This window comes from Nocardiopsis sp. NPDC006832, assembly GCF_040635885.1.
Lineage (GTDB): Bacteria > Actinomycetota > Actinomycetes > Streptosporangiales > Streptosporangiaceae > Nocardiopsis.
On sequence record NZ_JBEYLC010000011.1, the window covers coordinates 1 to 19,852 of the forward strand.

The following is a 19,852-nucleotide window of genomic DNA, read 5'->3' on the forward strand; positions in this document are numbered from 1 at the left end:
TTAGGCATGATTCATTTCCTCCTATCACCGCACGGGTCAAGGCCACCAGCCCGATCGCTACAGCACACACCATCGCCTTGACGCGTGCGGTGCGGGCGGCAACAATCACGCGGCGGGGAAGGAGGGAGAACCCACCCCCACCCCGCCAGGCCACCCGCAGGATCACTAGCCGAGGCGCCCCACCAACACACCCGAACAACGCCCGACAACCCCAAGACTCCCCCACCCCAGGCGCCCCATCCCTCCACCCCCACCCCACACCCGTCACTCACCCTCAACATCACTTGCCCACCCACCACCCACCCGCCCACCCGCGACACCCAAACTCGAAAACACTCGTTACACAGGAACATCGGGACTCGCGGGTTCTGCTGGCTTAGCGGTCTCTGTGGTCTCTGCACACCCTGCACGCCCTACACACCCCGCACGCTCTGCGAACTTGGCGAACTTAGCGGAATCACCCTTCTCCCTTAGCCGAACTCAGCAGCTTTAGGGCCTTCCACCTGCCCTTTCACCCATGCCAATCTCGGCTGCACAACAACCGCGTCGAGGGGATGAACATGGTGCAGCACCACGTCCGGGTCCACCGGAGCTCCGAGGGGCCCGCCAAGGAGGATCAGCTGGCCCACCGGATCGCGTCCGTGGCGACCGACCCGGTCAAGGTCGAACCCGCCGTGGTGGAGATGGTCGGTAACCGGATCATCGACAACGCCGCCGTGGCCGCGGCCTCCCTGCGCCGACGCCCCGTCCGCAGCGCGCGGGCGCAGGCCACCCGGCATCCGCTGGACCCGGGTGCCTCGATCATGGGCACCCCGACCTCCACCCGGGTCTCACCGGAGTGGGCGGCCTGGGCGAACGGGGTCGCGGTTCGCGAACTGGACTTCCACGACACGTTCCTGGCCTCCGACTACTCGCACCCCGGCGACAACATCCCGCCGATCCTGGCCGTGGCCCAGCACCTGGGCAAGGACGGCCGCTCCCTGGTCCGGGGCATCGCCACCGGCTACGAGATCCAGGTGGCGCTGGTCAAGGGCATCTGCCTGCACGAGCACAAGATCGACCACATCGCCCACCTGGGCCCGTCGGCCGCCGCGGGCATCGGCACGCTGCTGGAACTGGACACCGAGATCGTCTATCAGGCGGTCCAGCAGGCCCTGCACGTCACCACCACCACGCGTCAGTCCCGCAAGGGCGAGATCTCCAGTTGGAAGGCCTACGCGCCCGCGTTCGCCGGGAAGATGGCCGTGGAGTCCGTGGACCGGGCGATGCGCGGAGAGGGCGCTCCCTCACCCGCGTACGAGGGCGAGGACGGCTTCATCGCCTACCTGCTCGGCGGTCCCGACATCGAGTACGTCGTGGAACTTCCCGCTCCGGGCGAGGCCAAGCGCGGCATCCTGGAGACCTACACCAAGGAGCACTCCGCCGAGTACCAGAGCCAGGCCCTCATCGACCTGGCCCGCCGGCTCGGCCCGAGGGTCGGCGACACCTCGAAGGTCCGCGCGATCACCATCCACACCAGCCACCACACGCACTACGTGATCGGCACCGGCTCGGGCGACCCGCAGAAGATGGACCCGCGGGCGAGTCGGGAGACCCTCGACCACTCCATTCCCTACATCTTCGCCGTGGCCTTGCAGGACGGCGAGTGGCACCACGAGCGCTCCTACGCCCCCGAGCGGGCGCAGCGCCCCGACACCGTCGAGCTGTGGCACAAGATCTCCACGGTCGAGGACCCGGAGTGGACCGAGCGTTACCACGCCACCGACCCGAGCAAGAAGGCCTTCGGCGGCCGGGTGGTCGTGGAGATGGCGGACGGAACCGTCATCGAGGACGAGATCGCCATGGCCGACGCCCACCCGCTGGGCGCCCGTCCCTTCACCCGCCCGGACTACGTCGCCAAGTTCCGCGCGTTGGCGGACGGCGTGGTCTCCCTTGAGGAACAGGATCGTTTCCTGGGGCTGGTGGAGCGACTCCCCGAGCTCACCGCCGAGGAGGTCCGTCAGTTGTCCTTCACCGAGGACGCGGCCACCGTTCCGCGCGACCTGCCGACCTCGAAGGGGATCTTCTGATGTTGAACGCCACCGCCACACCGAACGCCAAGCGCCGCCGCCTGCGCGAGGACTTGGCCTCGGGCCGGTTGCTTCGGGTCCCCGGTGCGATGAACCCGCTCACCGCGGTCCTCGTCCAGGAGCTCGGCTTCGACGCCACGTACGTGTCGGGCGCGGTGATCGCCGCCGACCTGGCCCTGCCCGACATCGGCCTGACCACCCTGTCCGAGGTCGCCGGTCGCGGGCACCAGATCGCCCGGGTCACCGACCTGCCCACGATCATCGACGCCGACACCGGTTTCGGTGAGCCGATGAACGCGGCTCGCACCGTCCAGTCCCTGGAGGACGCGGGGATCGCCGGCTGCCATCTGGAAGACCAGGTCAACCCCAAGCGCTGCGGCCATCTAGACGGCAAGACCGTCACCGATACCGACACCATGGTCCGTCGGATCCGCGCCGCCGTCAGCGCCCGTCGCGACGGGGACTTCGTGATCTGCGCCCGCACCGACGCCGCGGGTGTGGAGGGCTTGGACGCCGCCATCGAACGCGCCAAGGCCTACGTGGACGCGGGCGCCGACATGGTCTTCCCCGAGGCGATGCGCGGGCCGGCCGACTTCGAGGCGTTCCGCAAGGCCGTGGACGTTCCGCTGCTGGCCAACATGACCGAGTTCGGCAAGAGCGAGCTGCTCACCGCCGAACAGCTCGAATCGCTCGGGTTGAACCTGGTGATCTATCCGGTCACGACGTTGCGTCTGGCCATGGGCGCCGTCGAGGACGGGCTGCGCACCATCCGCGACGAGGGTACCCAGGCGGGTCTCGTCGACCGGATGCAGACCCGCAAGCGCCTCTACGAGCTGCTCGACTACCCCTCCTACAACGCCTTCGACGGCGACGTCTTCAACTTCACGATCTGAACGGATGTGGTGAGCATGACCGACACGGCGATTCGCAAGGGACTGGCCGGGGTGGTGGTCGACACCACCGAGATCTCCATGGTCGACGAGGCCTCCAACTCGTTGACCTATCGGGGGTACCCGGTGCAGGATCTGGCCGACTCGTGCACCTTCGAGGAGGTCGCCCACCTGCTCTGGTACGGGGAGCTGCCCACGGCCGGGCAGCTGCGCGAGTTCACCGCGCGTGAGCGCGCCAACCGCGCCCTGGACCGGCACACGCTGGAGCTGCTGCGGAAGCTGCCCGAGACCGCACACCCCATGGACGTGCTGCGCACCGCCATCAGCTACCTGGGCGCGGACGACCCCACGGAGGACGACGGCTCGGTCGCCGCCAACCGGGTCAAGGCCGAGACGATGCTGGCCAAGCTGCCCACGGTCGTGGCCGCCGACCATCGACGACGCCGGGGTCTGGAGCCGATCCAGCCGGATGCGGGGCTGGGCTACGCGGAGAACTTCTTCCACATGTGCTTCGGGAAGGTGCCCGAGGCCGAGGTGGTGCGCTGCTTCGAGGTCTCGATGATCCTCTACGCCGAGCACAGCTTCAACGCCTCCACGTTCACCGCCCGGGTGGTGACGTCGACGCTGTCGGACATCTACAGTTCGGTGACGGCGGCGATCGGCGCGTTGAAGGGGTCCCTGCACGGGGGTGCCAACGAGGCCGTCATGCACATGCTCGACGAGATCGGTTCCGCGGACCGCGCCGCCGACTGGCTCGACACCGCCTTGGCCGAGAAGCGCAAGATCATGGGTTTCGGGCACCGCGTGTACAAGCACGGGGATTCCCGGGTTCCCACCATGCGCGACGCACTGGACAAGATGGCCGCGCTCAAGGGTGCCGACGAGCTCATGGAGCTGTACGAGGCCCTGGAGAAGGCGATGGTGGAACGCAAGGGCATCCATCCGAACCTGGACTATCCGGCGGGCCCGGCCTACCACCTGATGGGCTTCGAGGTCCCGACCTTCACGCCGCTGTTCGTGATGGCCCGGATCACCGGGTGGACGGCGCACGTCCTGGAGCAACAGGCGGCGAACGCGCTCATCCGTCCGCTGAGCAGCTACACGGGTCGTGATCGCCGCCCGGTGCCGCTGCCCGCGCGGCGTCTCGCCGGCTGACCGACGGTGTGTGCGGGGTCGCGTACCGGGTCTCCAGGGGGGACCGTCGGGATCACGAGTATTGACCGGAAACGGTCACCCTTCGCCGGTAGTCCGCCACGGGCCGGGGCCGCCGGATAGCCTCCCCGGAGAGTCGCAGCGGCATCACGAGGAGGTACCGATGGGTGAGGGACGAGAGGGCACCGAGGCGGCGCGGGAGGCGGCCGGGCGGCTCTGGGACCTGGCCAGTCCGGTGACTCCGATGGCGATCCGGGCCGTGGCCACGCTGCGGGTCGCCGACCACCTGGCCGAGGGACCCCGCACCGCGGAGGAGCTCGGCGTGAAGGTGGGCGCCGATCCGGACGGTCTGGACCGGGTACTGCGGTACCTGGCCCGGCGGGGGCTGTTCGACCTGAAGGGCGACCGTTTCGCCCTCACCGAGGTGGGCTCGGCCCTGCGCGCGGACCACCCGTACTCGCGGCTCGGCTGGTTCGCGGGGGACGGCGCGCACGGACGGGCCGACGAGTGTCTGTCCGAGCTGGCCGAAGCACTGCGCACGGGCAGGAGCGCCTACTCACTGCACTTCGAGGGGTCGGACTTCTGGTCCGACCTGTCCGCCGATCCGGCGCGGTCCCGCTCCTTCGACGAGCTGATGGGGACCCGCATGGTGGAGAAGGCCCACACCCTGGCCGGCATGTTCGAGTGGAACGCCTTGGACCATCTGGTGGACGTCGGTGGTGGGGACGGCACCCTGCTGCGCACCCTGATGGAGCGTTTCCCTCGCCCTCGCGGGACCGTCCTGGACCTGGCCGGCCCTGCCGAGGCCGCCCGCGCGAACTTCCGTGCGGCCGGTCTGGACGGGCGGGCCGACGCGGTCCAGGGCAGCTTCTTCGATCCCCTGCCCGAGGGCGGGGACGCCTACCTGCTGTGCTGGATCCTGCACGACTGGGACGACGCTTCGGCCGTGCGGATCCTGCGCCGCTGCGCGGAGGTGACGGGGGCGGACGGTCGGGTCCTGGTCGCCGAGTACACGGGCGGGGACGAGGTGAGCGAACTCGACCTTCGTATGCTCGCCTACTTCAACGGCCGGGAGCGGGACACCTCGGCACTGGTGCACCTCGCTGAACAGGCGGGACTCGGTCTCGCGGGGAACCATGTCTCAGAAGGCGTCTCCTTGTTGGAGTTCACGAGGCGCCTGCCAACGTGATCTACGTCACACACCACCCTCGTCACCATTGGTAACGCGCACACCACCCGAACGACCGCACTCCACCCATTGACGCGCACTCACCTCCCCTGGCTCCATGGGTCCACCTCTTCAACCCGCTACTGAGGAGAAGTACGACTCATGATCAATCGCAGGCTCTTCCTGGGCGGGGCGTCGATCGCCGCCGCCACTCCCCTGCTGAGCACCGTCGGCTGCGCCGGACAGCCCCAGGCGGCCAGACCGGTCAACAACGCCTCCAATGTGGGAGCGCTCCCGGTCAGCGTGACCAACAACAGCGGTCGATACGGAGACGACGAGGTCCTCCTGTACATCGTCGGCACAGACCTGACGACCGACCAGCACTGCTGGGTCGACTCCTCCGGCACGCCCCACCCCGTCAGCCTCGACGACAACACCGACGACGGCTACACGGACTACTCGATCCCCCTGGGCGCCCTCCCCACCGACATGACGCTCCCGTACATGTCCGGCCGGATCTACCTGGCCCTGGGCGGCAAGCTCGGCATCCGCATCGTGGAGGACGGCAACGGAAACCCCGCCCTCCAGCTGCCCGCCGGCTGGGTCGAGGAGGACGACTCCTTCGACGTCCTGCACGACACCGTGGAGTTCACCCACAACGAGGACGGGATGTTCTGCAACACCTCGATGGTGGACCAGTTCAGCGTGCCGATCGGCATCCGTCTGACCGGTGACGACGACCAGAGCACCGGGTTCCTCCTGCCCGGCGGTCGCGACGCGATCTTCGAGACGCTCGCCGCCGACCCGGAATTCTCCCCGCTGGTCTTCGAGGACCGCATCATCGCTCCGGGGCACGGTCTGGACAGCGGTCACTTCCCGACCGATTACTTCGATCCCTACATCGACCAGGTGTGGTCGCACTACGCGGGCACGGACCTGAGCGTGACCACCAACGCCGGCACCTTCACCGGGCGGGTGGAGGGCGACGAGCTGCTGTTCGACGGCGGGGTCTCGCCCATCGCCAGGCCCAGCACCCGGGACGTGCTGTTCTGCGACGGCGCCCTGGCCGCCCCCAACGACGGGATCACCGGACCGGTCGCCGCCATCGTCGGTGCCGCGCTCAACCGTTCCACCCTGCTGGACTCCGCCCAGCAGCCCACGAACGACCCGGCCGAGTTCTACCTGAACGAGATCGCCAACCACTACGCCGCCGTCTTCCACGAGCACACCGAGGACGGCAAGGCGTACGGGTTCGCCTTCGACGACGTGGAGGACTTCGCGTCCTACGTCCAAGACCACGGAGCCACCGGCCTGGAGATCACCCTCACCCCGTTCTGACCAGGGACGGAACGGAAAGGAGAGGCGTCCCGCCACCCACGTCGAGTCCACGTGGGCGGCGGGGCGCCTTTCGCCTATGTCGCCGGCCGCGACCGTTCGCGCACGGTCTCCACGATGGCGGAGAAGTCCCTCGGCTCACCGTCCAAGGCGTCGGCGAAGGCACGGTAGACCTCGGCGGCCCGACCGCCGATCCGCGCGTCCACCCCGGTCTGTTCCAACGCGCTCATGGCCAGCCCCAGGTCCTTGGCCATGAGCGTGGCCGCGAACCCCGGCTCGTAGTCGTTGTTGGCCGGGCTGGTGGGCACCGGACCGGGAACCGGACAGTAGGTGGTCAGCGACCAGCACTGTCCGGACGCGGTGGACATGACGTCGTACAACGCCTGGTGGGTCAGGCCCAGACGTTCCCCCAGCACGAACGCCTCGCTCACCGCGAGCATGGACGCGCCCAGGACCATGTTGTTGCAGATCTTCGCGGCCTGGCCGCCACCGGGGCCGCCGCAGTGCACGACCCGCCCGGCCATCGCCGACAGCAACGGTTCGGCACCGGGTAGGTCCTCCGCCTCGGCCCCCACCATGAACGTGAGGGTCCCGGCCTCGGCACCGGACACGCCCCCGGAGACGGGGGCGTCCACTGCCCGATGCCCCGCCTCGACGGCGGCCGCGTTGGCCGCACGGGCGTCGGCGACGTCCACCGTGGAGCAGTCCACGAAGAGCGTGCCGGGGCGGGCGGCGGCCAGCAGCCCACCGTCGGCCCCTTCGGTGCCTCGGTAGGCGTCGAGCAGGTGGCGCCCGCCCGGCAGCATCGTGATGACCACGTCGACCCTGGACACCGCCTCGGCGGCCGATGAGGCGACCCGGACCCCGCTCCGCTCGGCACGGGTCAGGGCGTCGGGGACCAGGTCGAACCCGATCACCTCGTGCCCGGCGGCCACCAGGTTGGCGGCCATCGGGCCGCCCATGTTGCCCAGTCCCACGAAGGCGACGGCGCTCATACGCGGCCTCCGGGGTCCTTCAGACCGAGTGGACCGTCCGGCGCGGGCGCGAACGCCGACTCGACGACGGCCGCGTCGACCTCCGCCAGAGTGGCCGGGGACCACTTCGGCGAACGGTCCTTGTCGATGACCTGCGCCCGGATGCCCTCCACCAGGTCCGGCCAGGTCAGCGTGGCGCAGGAGACCCGGTACTCCTGTTCCAGGACCTCCTCCAGCGAGCCCAGGGCCCGGGCGCGGCGCAGCGCGGACAGGGTGGTCTTCACCGAGGTCGGCGACTTGCCCTCGATGGTGTCGGCCGCCTTGGCCGCCTCGGGGTCCCCGTGGGCGCGCAGCCGTTCGACGATCTCCTCGGCGGTGTCGGCGGAGTAGCAGGAGTCGATCCACGAGCGGCGGTCGGCGAGGGTGCCCGCCGGGGCGATCTCCGCGAACCGACCCACCGCCTCGGTGACCGCGCTCTGTGAGTCCGGGCCGGCGAGCGCGGCGGTCAGCTCGGGCAGCCGTTCGGAGGGCACGAAGTGGTCGGCCAGGCCGACGTACAGGGCGTCGGCGGCCCCGATCGGCGTGCCGGTCAGCGCCAGGTGGGTACCGGTCTCCCCCGGCGCCCGCGACAACAGGAAGGTGCCGCCCACGTCCGGGACGAACCCGATGGTGGTCTCCGGCATGCCCACCTTGGAGCGCTCGGTGACCACACGGACTCCGCCATGCGCGGACACCCCGACACCGCCGCCCATGACGACGCCGTCCATGAAGGCGACGTAGGGCTTGGTGTAGCGGGCGATATGGGCGTTGAGGTGGTACTCGTCCCGCCAGAAGCGGGCGGCTCCGTCGTCGCCGTCGATGGCACTGGAGCGGATGGCGCGGATGTCGCCGCCCGCGCACAGGCCGCGGTCGCCGGCGCCGTCGACGAGCACCACGGAGACGGACTCGTCCTTCTCCCAGGAGTCGAGTGTGTCGGCGAGCGTCCGGACCATGTCGTGGTCGAGGGCGTTGATGGCGCGTGGCCGGTTGAGGGTGGCGTGGGCCAGCCCCTTGTCGACGCGCAGGAGCACCGTGTCTTCAATGGCGTTGGACATCAGGCGGCCCCGGTCAGTCCGCGAGCGATGATCAGGCTCATGATCTCGTTGGTTCCTTCCAGGATTCGGTGCACCCTCAGGTCGCGCACGATCTTCTCAATTCCGTATTCGGCGAGGTAGCCGTACCCCCCGTGCAATTGGAGGGCGTGGTCGGCGACGGTGTAGCCGGCCTCCGTGGCGAACCGCTTGGCCATGGCGCACAGGTGCGCGGCGTCGGCGTCACCGGCGTCCAGGGCCGCGGCGGCCCGCCACAGTAGGGAGCGCGCGGCCTCCAGTTCGGTGGCCATCTCCGCCAACCGGAAACGCAGCGCCTGGGCGTTGATGAGGGGGACCCCGAAGGCCTCACGGTCACCCAGATAGGACACGGTGTCCTCCAGGGCTCGCCGGGCGCCGCCCAGTGAGCAGGCGGCGATGCCGAGACGGCCGCCGTTGAGGCCGTTCATGGCGATACGGAACCCGTCGCCCTCCGCGCCCAACCTCCGGTCGGCGGGCAGGCGAACCCCGTCCAAGAGGACCTGTCGGGTGGGTTGGGCGTTCCAGCCCATCTTCGCCTCGTCGGCCCCGAAGGACAGCCCGGGGTCGTCGCGGTGCACGATGAACGCGGAGACGCCGGTGGCCCCGTCGCCGCCGGTGCGGGCCATGACCACGTACACCTCGGAGGCGCCCGCCCCGGAGATGAACTGTTTGGTGCCGGACAGAACGTAGTGGTCGCCGTCGCGGACCGCCCGGGTGGTGAGGGACGCGGCGTCGGAACCGGCTTCGGGTTCGGTCAGGCAGTAGCTGCCCAGGGCCTGCATGGTGCACAGGTTCGGCAGCCACCGGACGCGCTGGGCGTCGTCGCCGTAGCGGTCGATCATCCAGGCGACCATGTTGTGGATCGACAGGTACCCGGCCACGGACGGACAGCCGGTGGCCAGCGCCTCGAAGGCGAGGACACCGTCCATCCTGGTCAAGCCGGTGCCCCCGAACTCCTCGGAGACGTAGAGACCGCCCATACCGAGTTCGGCGGCCTTGCGGAGCACGTCGACGGGAAAGTGCCTGGCCTGGTCCCACTCGACGGCGTGCGGTGCGAGGTGTTCGTCGGCGAACGCGCGGGCGGTCTCGGTGAGGGCGCGCTGTTCGTCGGTGAGGGCGGCGTTCATCGCACGACCGGAATCGTGAACTCCGCGCCCTCCTTGACCCCGGAGGGCCAACGCGAGGTGACCGTCTTGGTCCGGGTGTAGAAACGGATCGAGTCCGGTCCGTGCTGGTTGAGGTCGCCGAAGCCGGACCGCTTCCAGCCACCGAAGGTGTGGTAGGCGATCGGCACCGGGATGGGCACGTTCACGCCGACCATTCCGGTGTTCACCCGGTGCGAGAAGTCACGAGCGGTGTCCCCGTCACGGGTGAAGATGGCGACTCCGTTGCCGTACTCGTGTTCGCTGGGCAGACGCAGGGCCTCCTCGTAGTCGGCGGCGCGCACCACCGACAGCACGGGTCCGAAGATCTCCTCCTGGTGGATCCGCATGTCGGGGGTGACCCGGTCGAACAGCGACGGACCGGCGAAGAAGCCCTCCTCGTGGCCGGGCACGGTGTGGCCGCGACCGTCCACGACCAGGTCGGCACCCTCCTCCACGCCCAACGCGACGTATTCGTCGACCCGTTGGAGGGCTTCCCGCGAGACCAACGGGCCGAAGTCCGCGTCGGGGTCGTCGGAGGCACCCACCCGGAGCCCCGCGATGCGGTCCTTGAGCTTGGCGACCAGCGCGTCGGCGGTCTCCTCACCCACCGGGACCGCGACGGAGATCGCCATGCAGCGTTCACCGGCCGACCCGTATCCGGCTCCGATCAGGGCATCCGTGACCTGGTCCAGGTCGGCGTCGGGCATGACGATCATGTGGTTCTTGGCGCCGCCGAAGCACTGGGCGCGCTTACCGTGGGCGGTGGCCGTGGAGTACACGTATTGCGCGATGGGGGTGGAGCCCACGAACCCGACGGCGGCGATCCGCGGGTCGGTGAGCAGGGTGTCCACGGCCTCCTTGCCACCGTTGACCACGTTGAACACACCCGGGGGCAGCCCGGCCTCGACGAACAGTTCCGCCAACATCAACGGCACGGAGGGGTCGCGCTCGGACGGTTTGAGCACGAAGGCGTTACCGCAGGCCAGCGCGGGCGCGGCCTTCCACAGCGGGATCATGGCGGGGAAGTTGAACGGGGTGATGCCCGCGACCACGCCCAGGGGTTGGCGCAGGGAGTGCACGTCGATGCCGGTGCCGGCGTTGTCGGTGAACTCGCCCTTGGACAGGTGCGGAATGCCGGCGGCGAACTCCACCACTTCCAGGCCCCGTTGCAGGTCACCGTGGGCGTCGGCGATGGTCTTGCCGTGTTCGGCGGACAGGGCCTTGGCGATGTTCGCCCGCTCGTCCTCGACCAGTTGCAGGAAGCGGAGCAGGACCCGGGCCCTGCGCTGCGGGCTCCAGGAACCCCATTCGACCTGTGCCCGCTCGGCGTCGGTGATGATCTGCTCGGTCTCGGTCCGGTCCGCGAGCGGCACCCGCGCCTGGACCCTTCCGGTGTTGGGATCGTAGACGTCGCCGAAGACGCCCGACCGGCCGTGGACCTTCTCGCCCTGCACGAAATGCGTCAGCTCGCTGACCATACGTGTTCGCTCCATCCTCGTGGATCACACGGTTCCTTGGCCGCGGGCGGTGACCTGACTTCCGAGGAGTTCCCCCGGTCACAGTGGCGGGACCGCGCCGGACTCGCACCGGCTTCCCCGCTCCGCGGTGGGGCCACCATATAGTTGGACGTCCTAATAAATCCAGACCCCTCGACCCGGTACTTGGTGTCACCCCACTCGCGCCCGGTAGGCTCTGCGACTTGTGACCGCCAAGGACGACACCCCCGCCGGCAGACCCCTCGCCCTCACCCCCGCGTGGCGCACCGCCCGCGCCGACCTGCACGTTCTCCTGGTGATCCACAGCCTCACCGCCGCCACCCGCATCGCCGACGTGCTTCCGGCCCTGTACGACCCGCGCGTGCAGCTCTACTGCACCCGGACCACCGGCGGTGTCTTCGCCAACGGTCTCGACGAATACCTCCGAGAAACGCAGATCCGGCACATCTCCTGGGAAAAGGCGAAGGAAACGGAATTCGATCTCGCGATCACCGCGAGCCTCGGGGACGACCTTCATGAATTAAAAACAAAAATCCTGCGCATTCCCCATGGCAACGGTTATAATAAAAAATGGTCGCAGGAGTCAGGAGTCAGGAGTCAGGAGTCAGGAGTCAGAAGTCAGGAGGTCTTCGGGCTCTCCGACGACACCCTCAAACACCAGGGACGGCTGGTCCCCAGCTCCATCGCCCTCTCGCACGGCGAACAGTTCGACCGCCTCGCCCAAGGCTGCCCCGACGCGCTCCCGCTCGCCTTCCTCTCCGGTGATCCCTGCTACGACCGGCTGCTCGCCGGAGTGCCCCACCGACTCACCTACCGAAAGGCCCTCGGCCTACGCCACGGCCAGAAACTCATCACCGTCAATTCCACTTGGAACGACGAATCCCTCTACGGAAGCCACCCGGGCGTCATCACCGAATTGCTCGCCCGGCTTCCCTACGACCACTACCGGGTCGCGCTCGTCCTGCACCCGAACGTCTGGTCCTCCCACGGGCCGCGCCAGATCAGAATCTGGCAGGACGAGGCCCTCCGTTCCGGCCTCCTCCTGATCCCACCCCACGAGGGCTGGCGGGCCGCCGTCATCGCCGCCGACCTCGTGCTCTCCGACCACGGATCCGTGAGCGTCTACGCCGCCGCCCTCGGCCGGCCCGTCCTCCTCAGCTCCGACGGCCGGGACTCCGTCGACCCGGACTCCGCCCTGGGACGGCTCTACGAGGTCGCCCACCCGCTCGATCCCCACGCCACCCTCGTGCCCCAGTTCGAGCAGGCCGAGAAACTACGCGAACTCACCCATGAGACCGCCCTCACCTGGGTGAGTTCCGCCCCGGGTCGGGCCCTCGACCTCATCCGCGCCGAGGCCTACCGCCTCATGGGCGCCACTCCCCCGCCCGGCCGGCCCCGCCTCATGGCACCACCGAAGCCCGAGGTCCAGAGCCCGGAGCCGACCTCCCTCTGGGTCCGGGTACGGCCCACCGACGACGGTCTCGCCGTGTATCGCAGCCCGGCGCCGAAATCCGGTGGTGTCCTCGTCTGCTCCGACGCCGAGATGGACCACCGACTCGCCGCGGCGGCCGACGTCCTCACCATCGCCGAAGAGGCGTTGCCCGCCGACGAACGCCTGTGGTCCGAGACGGTGTTCGCGCACCGCCCCGGCGCCCTGCTCACCGCCGTGTACTCGGCCGAGGAGGTCCGGCTGCGCACTCGCGACGGGTCGCTCCTGCGGGTTCGCTTCACCGGCCCCGTCGACGACCCCGGCCTGGTCACCGGTGTGCTCGCCGAACGTCTGGTCACCTCCGGCCACGCACCCGCTCCGAAGATGCTCGCCGCCCTCGCCCCGCTCCACCTGCGAGTTTCCGAGGAACGAACCCTCACGATCCCCTTCGAGACGGCCAAGGGCTGAGTTCTCCGTTTTACCGGACACGGGCCGGTCACTTTCTGTAGTTTCCTGTCATGCCCGGATTCGAACACGAGCTCCAGGTACGCCTGCTCCAGAGTCGAAGCTGAACGCTGCGGCACGGAAAATGTGGGAGGACCTGATGGCGACCGGTACCTACGAGTGGCAGAGCGACTTCGCCCGCAAGTACGTCGGCCAAGGCCGTGAAGAGGGTCGTCAAGAAGGCCGCGAAGAAGCCCGTGCGGAAGGCAAGCAGGAAACGCTGATCCGTTTCCTGGAAGCCACCTCGGCGACCATCAGTCTCGACTCACGGCGACGCATCGAGGAGTGCGACGACATCGGCCGGCTCGATGACTGGCTGGACAAGGCCTTCAAGTCCCGCATCACCGACGCCGACGAACTCTTCGACTGACCTGGCGCGGCCGGGTCCGTTCAGGCCCGGCCGTCGATCTTGTCCCGAACACGGCCGGCGGCAGCGGCGGCACCGACCAGCTCGAAGACCTCCACCGCCCGTTCCCACCGCTCCCCCGATCCCCGACCGAGGTCGCCGAGGCGCTCCAGGACCTTGCCGACCTGGTAGGCGCGGTTGGCGGACACGAAACGGTCCAGGGCCTCCTCCAACAATCCGATCGCCTGGTCGGGGTGCTCCTCTGCGATGATGCGGGCCTGGTTGACGAGGAGCTTGCCCTCGTTGGCCTGGTCCCGTCTCCGGGTGGCGGCGTGCTCGCGGAAGAACGACAGCGAAGTCCGGTAGCACTCCAGGGCCCGTCGAGGCTCCTCGGCCAGAAGCGCCACGTCGCCCATGTGCATGTGGTGCAGCCCGAGCGCCTTAGGGCGGGTGTGGTCGAGCAGCGGCAACGATTCCTCCAGGAGGGCGCGGGCGGCTCCGGCGTCGCCCTCACGGCGCTCCAGGATCCCCAGCCACTCCAGGGCCGCCCCTTGGCCGCGCGGGTCCGCCCCACGACCGCGAGCGGCCGCCAAGGAGCGTTCCAGGTACGTGCGCGCCTCGGCCAGGCGTCCCTGCCCGAGCATCGCCTCGCCGCGCTGGGCCAGGACCCGGGCCAGGGCGTCGTCGTTCCCCTCGGCGTCGCGTTCGGCCAGGGCCAGCAGGGTGAGCCGCTCGTCGACACGCCCGTTGGCGGTGAAGTAGCCGTTGGTGGCCTCGGCCATGACGCCGGCGTATCCGGCTGCCGGGCGGGTGCCCCGCCAGATCCGTCCGGAGCGGTGGACGAAGGCCAGGATGGCGTCCATGTTCGCCTCGAACCACTCGTCGGGGCTCGGAACGCCCGCACCATGTCGGGCACTGCGTTCACGGACGTGGCGCCGGCGTTCGAGCCAGGCGTCGAAGCCCACCGCGTCGGCCTCGTGCTCGGTGGACCGGAAGTCCGGCAGGGAGCAGGGCGCCTGTGCCTCGTAGAGATCACTGACCCGCCAGCGGTCGGTGCGCACCCGGTCCGCGGCGACGGCACCGTACAGGTAGTAGTCGGCGAAGCGTCGGTGGACCTCGCGGCGTTCGGCCGGCTCCTCGCGCTCGGCGACCAGCCGCGCGTGTTCGTAGGTGAGGTCCTCCATGACGTAGCGGCCCGCCCGGTCCACCTTGACCAGACCGCGGCGCAGGAGCACGTCCAAGACCTGGTCGCCCTTGTCGGTGTCTCCGGGGAAGACCGCCCGGGCGAGCCAACGATCGAAGTCCCGGGTGGGGTGCGCTCCCAGGGCCCGGTACAGCAGTCGGGCGTCGGAGGCGAGCTCCCGGTAGAACACGTCGAAGACGGCGGCCGGGCGGGTGGCGGTCCGGGCGGCCTCCTCCAGGTGGGCCAGTCGGCCGGCGTCCTCCATCCGGGAGACCAGGTCGGCGATGGCGAGCCTGGATTCGTCGCTGAGCAGTCCACCGGTGTGGCCGGCCAGCAGCGGCACCCCGGCGCACAGTCGGACCAGCCGGGCGAAGGCCTCGGGTTCACGGGCCGGGCGTTCGTCTGCGATCAGGTCCTGAAGCAGCGCGGCGACGGCTTCGTCCGCGAGGGGGCCCAGGGGTACGACCACGGGTCGGCGTTGGGCCAGCCCGGGCACGGGTTCGCGGCTGGTGACGACCACCACCATGCCCGCCAGGTCGGACAGGAACGGCTGTACCTGGGCGGCGGTGCGCACGTCGTCGAGGAGCACCACCACGGGCTGTTCGGCGATCTCCTGGTGGAACCGGTTGAGCTTGCCCTGGAAGGTGCCGAGTCCGGGGGCGTCGGTATCCACCCCGACCGCGTGCAGGTACTGGTCGCACAGTTCCTCGATACCGCGCCCCTGACCCTCGCCGGGGTCTCCGCCGCAGGCCGCGGCGAGCTGGGCGTGGCCGAAACGGCGGCGGTTCCGCAGGATCCAGGTGAGCGCGGTGGTGGTCTTGCCGATGCCGGGCGGTCCGACCAGGTTGAGCAGCAGGCTCTGTTCGGACTCCAGGGCGTGGTCGAGGTGGGCGTCGAGCGCGGCCAGTTCGTCGTTTCGGTTCTGAAAGAGAGTGGTCTCGCGCTGGGGGACGATCCGGATGGCCTTCGCGGTGCTCTGGCGGAGGTCCATGGAGGCATGGACCACGCCCGCCTGGATGTGGACGCCTCGGTTCTGGCCATGGGAGGTGTTGTATGTGCCGCTCACAGCGCCCCATCCTGGCCGAGAAGACCGACGCCCACCAGCCCCACAGGTCGGAACGGGTTGTCCGGTACCGGTCACGGTGTGTTCCCGGTCCCCGACCACCCGTTGGATCGGGTGAACGCCGCCATGCGCACGGTGGGCCGGGGTATGAGCGCCGTGGGCATGGCGGCCGGTGGTGTCGTGTCCTTCGGTCGTCGGCTCACCGGTCTGGTGCGCGGGCACCACGTCTGAGGCGATGGCCCTCCGGCGGCTCAGCTCCCCAAGGTGCGGAGCATCCGGTGTGCCTCGTCCATGCGGTGCGGGAAGGCGTCCGGGCTGTCGGCGAGCTTCATGGCGGTCAGTTCGCAGGCCATGGCGGTGTGCGCGGCCAGGACCGCGGTGCTCTCCTCCGTTCCCGCCTCGACCAGGGCTCCGGCGAGACGGAGCGCCCGTTGCTGCCGGGTGAGCAGGTAACGGGAACGCAGGTCCACGCTCTCCCGGAGCAGGCGGACCAACACCGCCGAGTGCGCCGGGGACAGTGACGCGTAGGGCCGGGCGACCGCGCCGGCCTCCCGGATCAGGCCGATCGCCGCGGCGAGGTCGGTGCCGGGCGAGCGCCCGGACTTGTCCCGAACATAGGCGCACATGTGGTCCACCTCGGCGGCGTCGTCGGCGAAGAGGACCTGCTGCTTGTCGCCGAAGTACCGGAAGAAGGTGGTACGGCCGACCTCGGCCCGCTCGGCGATGGCCGCGACGGTCACGTTGTCGAATCCGTGTTCGGAGAAGAGTTGGAAGGCGGCTGACACGATCGTGGCCCGCGCCTTACGTCGTTTGCGCGCGTGGAGCGTGTCCGGGGGGTGTTGCATGAGGCGACCCTATCGATGGGAACTCGGTGCTTCTTGGTACGCGGGACCGTCCATAGGGACAGTGGTCCCGAAACGAACCGCGAGTCCGAGAGAGCGGGAAATCGTCCGGGCTGTTGAAGTGGTGGGATACGACCGGCGACCGTGGGCCTGGGGGAGCTTCGGGTAACCACCGGTTGGCCCGGGATTTTATTGCAAAGAGGCATGGGAGTGGCAACCGCCTTCCGCTGACCGGGGAACCCCTGCCCGGAAAGGGTTCCCCCCTGACGGAAGTTATGCCTCTCAGGGGCGCCCTTTTCCCGTGAGCTCCCCGAAACCTCGTATAAAACATCGAGGGTAAACCGTTCGGGATCCTAACTATTAACTTTCCGAGACGTCCGGAAACCCTCCACACGGCGCGATCGGTCGCCTATCGGCACGTACCGGACACCTGTTCTTCACTTTCCGATGACCTCCCTCCGGCCGGCGCCTCCGGATTGTCGGAGCCCTGTGCGACAGTGGAGATCTCCATCACACTACGGAGCTCCACATGACATATCTCCTGCTCATAGGCACACGCAAGGGGCTGTTCACCGCGCGCAGCGAGGATCGGCGCACGTGGGAGCTGGACGGTCCGCACCGACTCGACGAGGCCAACGACGCCGGGATGAGCCCGGTGTACTCCGTCGGCGTCAACCCGCATTCGGGACGCCTGCTCGCCGGTACCGAGAGCTGGCATTTCGGGCCCAGTGTCTGGCACAGCGACGACCTCGGCACGACCTGGACCGAACCCGCCGAAGCGCCGATCCGCTTCCCCGAGGACACCGAGGCCTCACTCACCCGCGCCTGGCAGTTCGCGTTCACCGACGACGCCGACACCGTCTACGCCGGCGTGGAACCGCACGCGTTGTTCCGCTCCACCGACGGTGGCGACAGCTTCAGCCTGGTCAGGGCCTTGTGGGAGCACCCCCACCGGGCGGAATGGTTCCCCGGCGCGGGTGGCGGAGCGATCCACACGATCCTGCCGGGCACACTCGGTACCAGCGAACGCTCACCCGAGGCCATCACCGTGGCCATGTCCACGGGTGGTGTCTACCAGAGCGCCGACTCGGGCGCGAGCTGGGCACCGACCAACCGGGGCATCTCCGCCGGTTTCCTCCCGGACGAGGAACCCGAGTTCGGCCAGTGCGTGCACAGGGTGGCGGCGGCCTCCGACGGCTCGTTCTACGCGCAGAACCACCACGGGGTCTACCGCAGCTCCGCGCCCGCCACCGAGGGATGGAGCCGGATCGAGACCGGGCTGCCCACCGACTTCGGTTTCGCCGTGGTCGCCCACCCGCACCGCCCGGAGTCGGCGTGGAACTTCCCGGTGGTGAGCCAGGAGGTGCACCTGCCACCGGACAACCGGCTGGGCGCCTACCGCACCGACGACTCCGGGGCCACGTGGCGGGCGGTCGACGACGGTCTGCCACAGGACCCCTACTTCGGGATCGTGTTGCGCGACGCGGCCTGCACCGACGGCGCGGACGTGCCCGGCTTCTACTTCGGCACCCGCAACGGCGACGTGTACGCGACCACGGATGACACCGATCACTGGCACCAGGTCACCGCGCACCTTCCCGACGTGTTGTCCGTACGCGCGGCGGAGGTGTGAGATGCGGGTGACCGTACACCTGCCGGGGCTGTTGCGCGCGGACGCCGACGGGGCCGCGCACGTGCCCTTGGAGGTCGGTGACGCCGCCGTGCTGCGCGGGGTGCTGGACGCGCTGACCGAACGCTATCCGGGGCTGGACCGGCGGATCCGGGACGATCGCGGGGAGCTACGCCGGTACGTGAACGTCTTCGTGGACGAGGACGAGTGCCGGGCGCTGGGTGGTCTGGACGCCCCGGTCCACGAGGGCGCCGACGTTCGGCTGCTGCCCTCCGTGGCCGGGGGCTGAACTCCTACGCCGGGAGCCGCTCCTCCCTGCGCAGTTCCTGGGGGCGAAGGTGGGTGACGCTACGCCAGACCCATTCCAGGGGACCCAACCGAAGCCGGCTCAGCCACCAGCGGGCGGCCAGGGCCATCACCACGAAGTAGCCGGTGGCCAGCGCGTACTGCGCGAGCATGGGCACCTCGCCTTCGAAGGGCTTCATCAGCAGGAACACCGCGGTGCTGCCCAGGTAGACGGTGAGCGTCATGCGACCCAGCGGCGCCAGCGTGCCCAGGGCCTTGGCCACGGCACCGTTACGGCCCAACAGCCACCACACCAGTCCCAGGTAGAACAGGCCCCCGCCCAGGCCGGTCAGCGTGGACGCGAGGTCCACCATCATCTCGGCCGGCAGCGGGGTCACCGGGAGACCATCGGGGCCCAGGACCGGGATGCCGTCGGCATCGAACTCCCTCGGGAAGAGCAGGTCGGAGCCGGCCAGCAGACCCATGCCCAGGACCTCTCCGATCAGTCCGCCCCACACCATCGGGGCGATGAGCCGGTTCGGTCCCGTGAAGTCCGGTGAGAGTTCGGGGCGCCGGGCCAGCCACACACCCACGCAGAAGAACCCGAGGGTCTGCGGGATCGGGCCGATCACCATGCTCTGGAACATCCCGGAGCCCACGAAGGGCTCGAACACCGGTGAGGCGAGGAACGCCCCGAGCGCGAACCACAGCGGCCGGTTCGGCGACCCCGCCGTCATCAGCGGCAGCAGCGGGGCGAGGAACAGCGCGGCGAGCGCGTAGTGGCCGAGGATGTCCCCGCTGAACACCAGCAGGTGCGGGAGTCCGAAGAGCACCCCGAGGGCGACGTACCTGCGGAGCATGGTCGCCATCGGGCGCCCACCACGACGGGTGACGGAACTCCAGGCCAGGACCGCTCCCACCCCGAGCAGCACCATCAACATGGCCCGGGCCTTGCCGGACATGAGCAGGGAGAAGCCGGCGTCCAGGACCGACGTGAGAACGCTCGACTCACGTTCACCGGCCATCTCCGCCGGGAAGACGACGTAGGTCGCGTTCATCAGGACGACGCCGATCATCGCGATCGCGCGGGCGACGTCGAGGAACGCCACCCGTCGACCGCGGTCCGACACGACCGGCGCGGAATCACCGCCGGCCGGTGCGGCGTCCGGGTTCGTGGCTGTGGTCAAGGCGGCGCCCCTTTCGGTTTCGACGAGGGGTCCAGCGTCGCCCGC

General features: G+C 69.4%; 17 protein-coding genes and 1 riboswitch. Of the genes, 10 read left to right on the forward strand and 7 right to left on the reverse strand.

Annotated features, from left to right (window positions below; translation table 11 throughout):
- Positions 1 to 560: 560 nt before the first annotated feature.
- From ABZ717_RS07800 to ABZ717_RS07820, 5 genes are all read left to right on the forward strand, one after another.
- Entirely contained in the window at positions 561 to 2,069 is a 1,509-nt protein-coding gene (locus ABZ717_RS07800; RefSeq protein WP_358507076.1) for an MmgE/PrpD family protein, read from the forward strand.
- Positions 2,069 to 2,962 (forward strand): methylisocitrate lyase, encoded by an 894-nt coding sequence (gene prpB, locus ABZ717_RS07805; RefSeq protein ID WP_358507078.1) that lies wholly within the window; start codon positions 2,069 to 2,071, stop codon positions 2,960 to 2,962. The genes ABZ717_RS07800 and prpB overlap by 1 nt, the downstream gene beginning before the upstream one ends.
- A gap of 15 nt (positions 2,963 to 2,977) precedes the next feature.
- A complete protein-coding gene (locus tag ABZ717_RS07810) occupies positions 2,978 to 4,114 on the forward strand; it encodes a bifunctional 2-methylcitrate synthase/citrate synthase (protein ID WP_358507080.1) in 1,137 nt (378 codons plus the stop codon).
- Positions 4,115 to 4,274: 160 nt separating this feature from the next.
- On the forward strand, positions 4,275 to 5,300 hold the full coding sequence (locus ABZ717_RS07815; RefSeq protein ID WP_358507082.1) for a methyltransferase: 1,026 nt from the start codon (positions 4,275 to 4,277) through the stop codon (positions 5,298 to 5,300).
- A 141-nt stretch (positions 5,301 to 5,441) separates the two neighbouring features.
- Positions 5,442 to 6,617 carry a beta-1,3-glucanase family protein gene (locus ABZ717_RS07820; protein WP_358507084.1) on the forward strand — a complete coding sequence of 392 codons (1,176 nt, stop codon included), beginning with the start codon at positions 5,442 to 5,444 and terminating at the stop codon, positions 6,615 to 6,617.
- A 74-nt stretch (positions 6,618 to 6,691) separates the two neighbouring features.
- Here the strand turns inward: ABZ717_RS07820 and mmsB are convergent, their stop codons facing one another.
- Genes mmsB through ABZ717_RS07840 form a run of 4 tightly spaced genes read right to left on the reverse strand, consistent with a single transcriptional unit; the run spans position 6,692 to position 11,320 of the window.
- Positions 6,692 to 7,609 carry a 3-hydroxyisobutyrate dehydrogenase gene (gene mmsB / locus ABZ717_RS07825; protein ID WP_358507086.1) on the reverse strand — a complete coding sequence of 306 codons (918 nt, stop codon included), beginning with the start codon at positions 7,607 to 7,609 and terminating at the stop codon, positions 6,692 to 6,694.
- Entirely contained in the window at positions 7,606 to 8,682 is a 1,077-nt protein-coding gene (locus ABZ717_RS07830) for an enoyl-CoA hydratase/isomerase family protein (protein ID WP_358507088.1), read from the reverse strand. Before ABZ717_RS07830 ends, mmsB begins: the two co-directional genes overlap by 4 nt.
- The gene (locus ABZ717_RS07835; RefSeq protein WP_358507090.1) at positions 8,682 to 9,824 is read right to left on the reverse strand and encodes an acyl-CoA dehydrogenase family protein; all 1,143 of its coding nucleotides are present in this window, start codon (positions 9,822 to 9,824) and stop codon (positions 8,682 to 8,684) included. Before ABZ717_RS07835 ends, ABZ717_RS07830 begins: the two co-directional genes overlap by 1 nt.
- Positions 9,821 to 11,320, reverse strand: a complete 1,500-nt coding sequence (locus ABZ717_RS07840) for a CoA-acylating methylmalonate-semialdehyde dehydrogenase (RefSeq protein ID WP_358507091.1) — start codon at positions 11,318 to 11,320, stop codon at positions 9,821 to 9,823. The genes ABZ717_RS07835 and ABZ717_RS07840 overlap by 4 nt, the downstream gene beginning before the upstream one ends.
- Positions 11,321 to 11,347: 27 nt before the next feature.
- Positions 11,348 to 11,473: riboswitch (cobalamin riboswitch) on the reverse strand.
- Positions 11,474 to 11,543: 70 nt separating this feature from the next.
- Between ABZ717_RS07840 and ABZ717_RS07845 the strand changes: the two genes are divergently transcribed.
- Both ABZ717_RS07845 and ABZ717_RS07850 read left to right on the forward strand, forming a co-directional pair.
- Positions 11,544 to 13,235, forward strand: coding sequence for a hypothetical protein (locus ABZ717_RS07845; RefSeq protein WP_358507093.1), 1,692 nt, complete (start codon positions 11,544 to 11,546; stop codon positions 13,233 to 13,235).
- Between the two features lie 136 nt (positions 13,236 to 13,371).
- Positions 13,372 to 13,641 (forward strand): hypothetical protein, encoded by a 270-nt coding sequence (locus tag ABZ717_RS07850; RefSeq protein WP_358507095.1) that lies wholly within the window; start codon positions 13,372 to 13,374, stop codon positions 13,639 to 13,641.
- Between the two features lie 20 nt (positions 13,642 to 13,661).
- Here the strand turns inward: ABZ717_RS07850 and ABZ717_RS07855 are convergent, their stop codons facing one another.
- Entirely contained in the window at positions 13,662 to 15,866 is a 2,205-nt protein-coding gene (locus ABZ717_RS07855; protein ID WP_358507097.1) for a hypothetical protein, read from the reverse strand.
- Positions 15,867 to 15,923: 57 nt separating this feature from the next.
- Between ABZ717_RS07855 and ABZ717_RS07860 the strand changes: the two genes are divergently transcribed.
- Positions 15,924 to 16,094 carry a hypothetical protein gene (locus ABZ717_RS07860; protein WP_358507099.1) on the forward strand — a complete coding sequence of 57 codons (171 nt, stop codon included), beginning with the start codon at positions 15,924 to 15,926 and terminating at the stop codon, positions 16,092 to 16,094.
- 20 nt (positions 16,095 to 16,114) lie between these two features.
- Here the strand turns inward: ABZ717_RS07860 and ABZ717_RS07865 are convergent, their stop codons facing one another.
- Positions 16,115 to 16,708, reverse strand: a complete 594-nt coding sequence (locus ABZ717_RS07865) for a TetR family transcriptional regulator (protein WP_358507101.1) — start codon at positions 16,706 to 16,708, stop codon at positions 16,115 to 16,117.
- A gap of 526 nt (positions 16,709 to 17,234) precedes the next feature.
- Here ABZ717_RS07865 and ABZ717_RS07870 point away from each other — a divergent pair.
- Positions 17,235 to 18,338 (forward strand): exo-alpha-sialidase, encoded by a 1,104-nt coding sequence (locus tag ABZ717_RS07870; protein ID WP_358507103.1) that lies wholly within the window; start codon positions 17,235 to 17,237, stop codon positions 18,336 to 18,338.
- Position 18,339: 1 nt separating this feature from the next.
- Positions 18,340 to 18,624 (forward strand): MoaD/ThiS family protein, encoded by a 285-nt coding sequence (locus tag ABZ717_RS07875; protein ID WP_358507105.1) that lies wholly within the window; start codon positions 18,340 to 18,342, stop codon positions 18,622 to 18,624.
- A gap of 4 nt (positions 18,625 to 18,628) precedes the next feature.
- Here ABZ717_RS07875 and ABZ717_RS07880 read toward each other — a convergent pair whose 3' ends face one another.
- Positions 18,629 to 19,807, reverse strand: a complete 1,179-nt coding sequence (locus ABZ717_RS07880; protein ID WP_358507107.1) for a DUF418 domain-containing protein — start codon at positions 19,805 to 19,807, stop codon at positions 18,629 to 18,631.
- Positions 19,808 to 19,852: the final 45 nt, after the last annotated feature.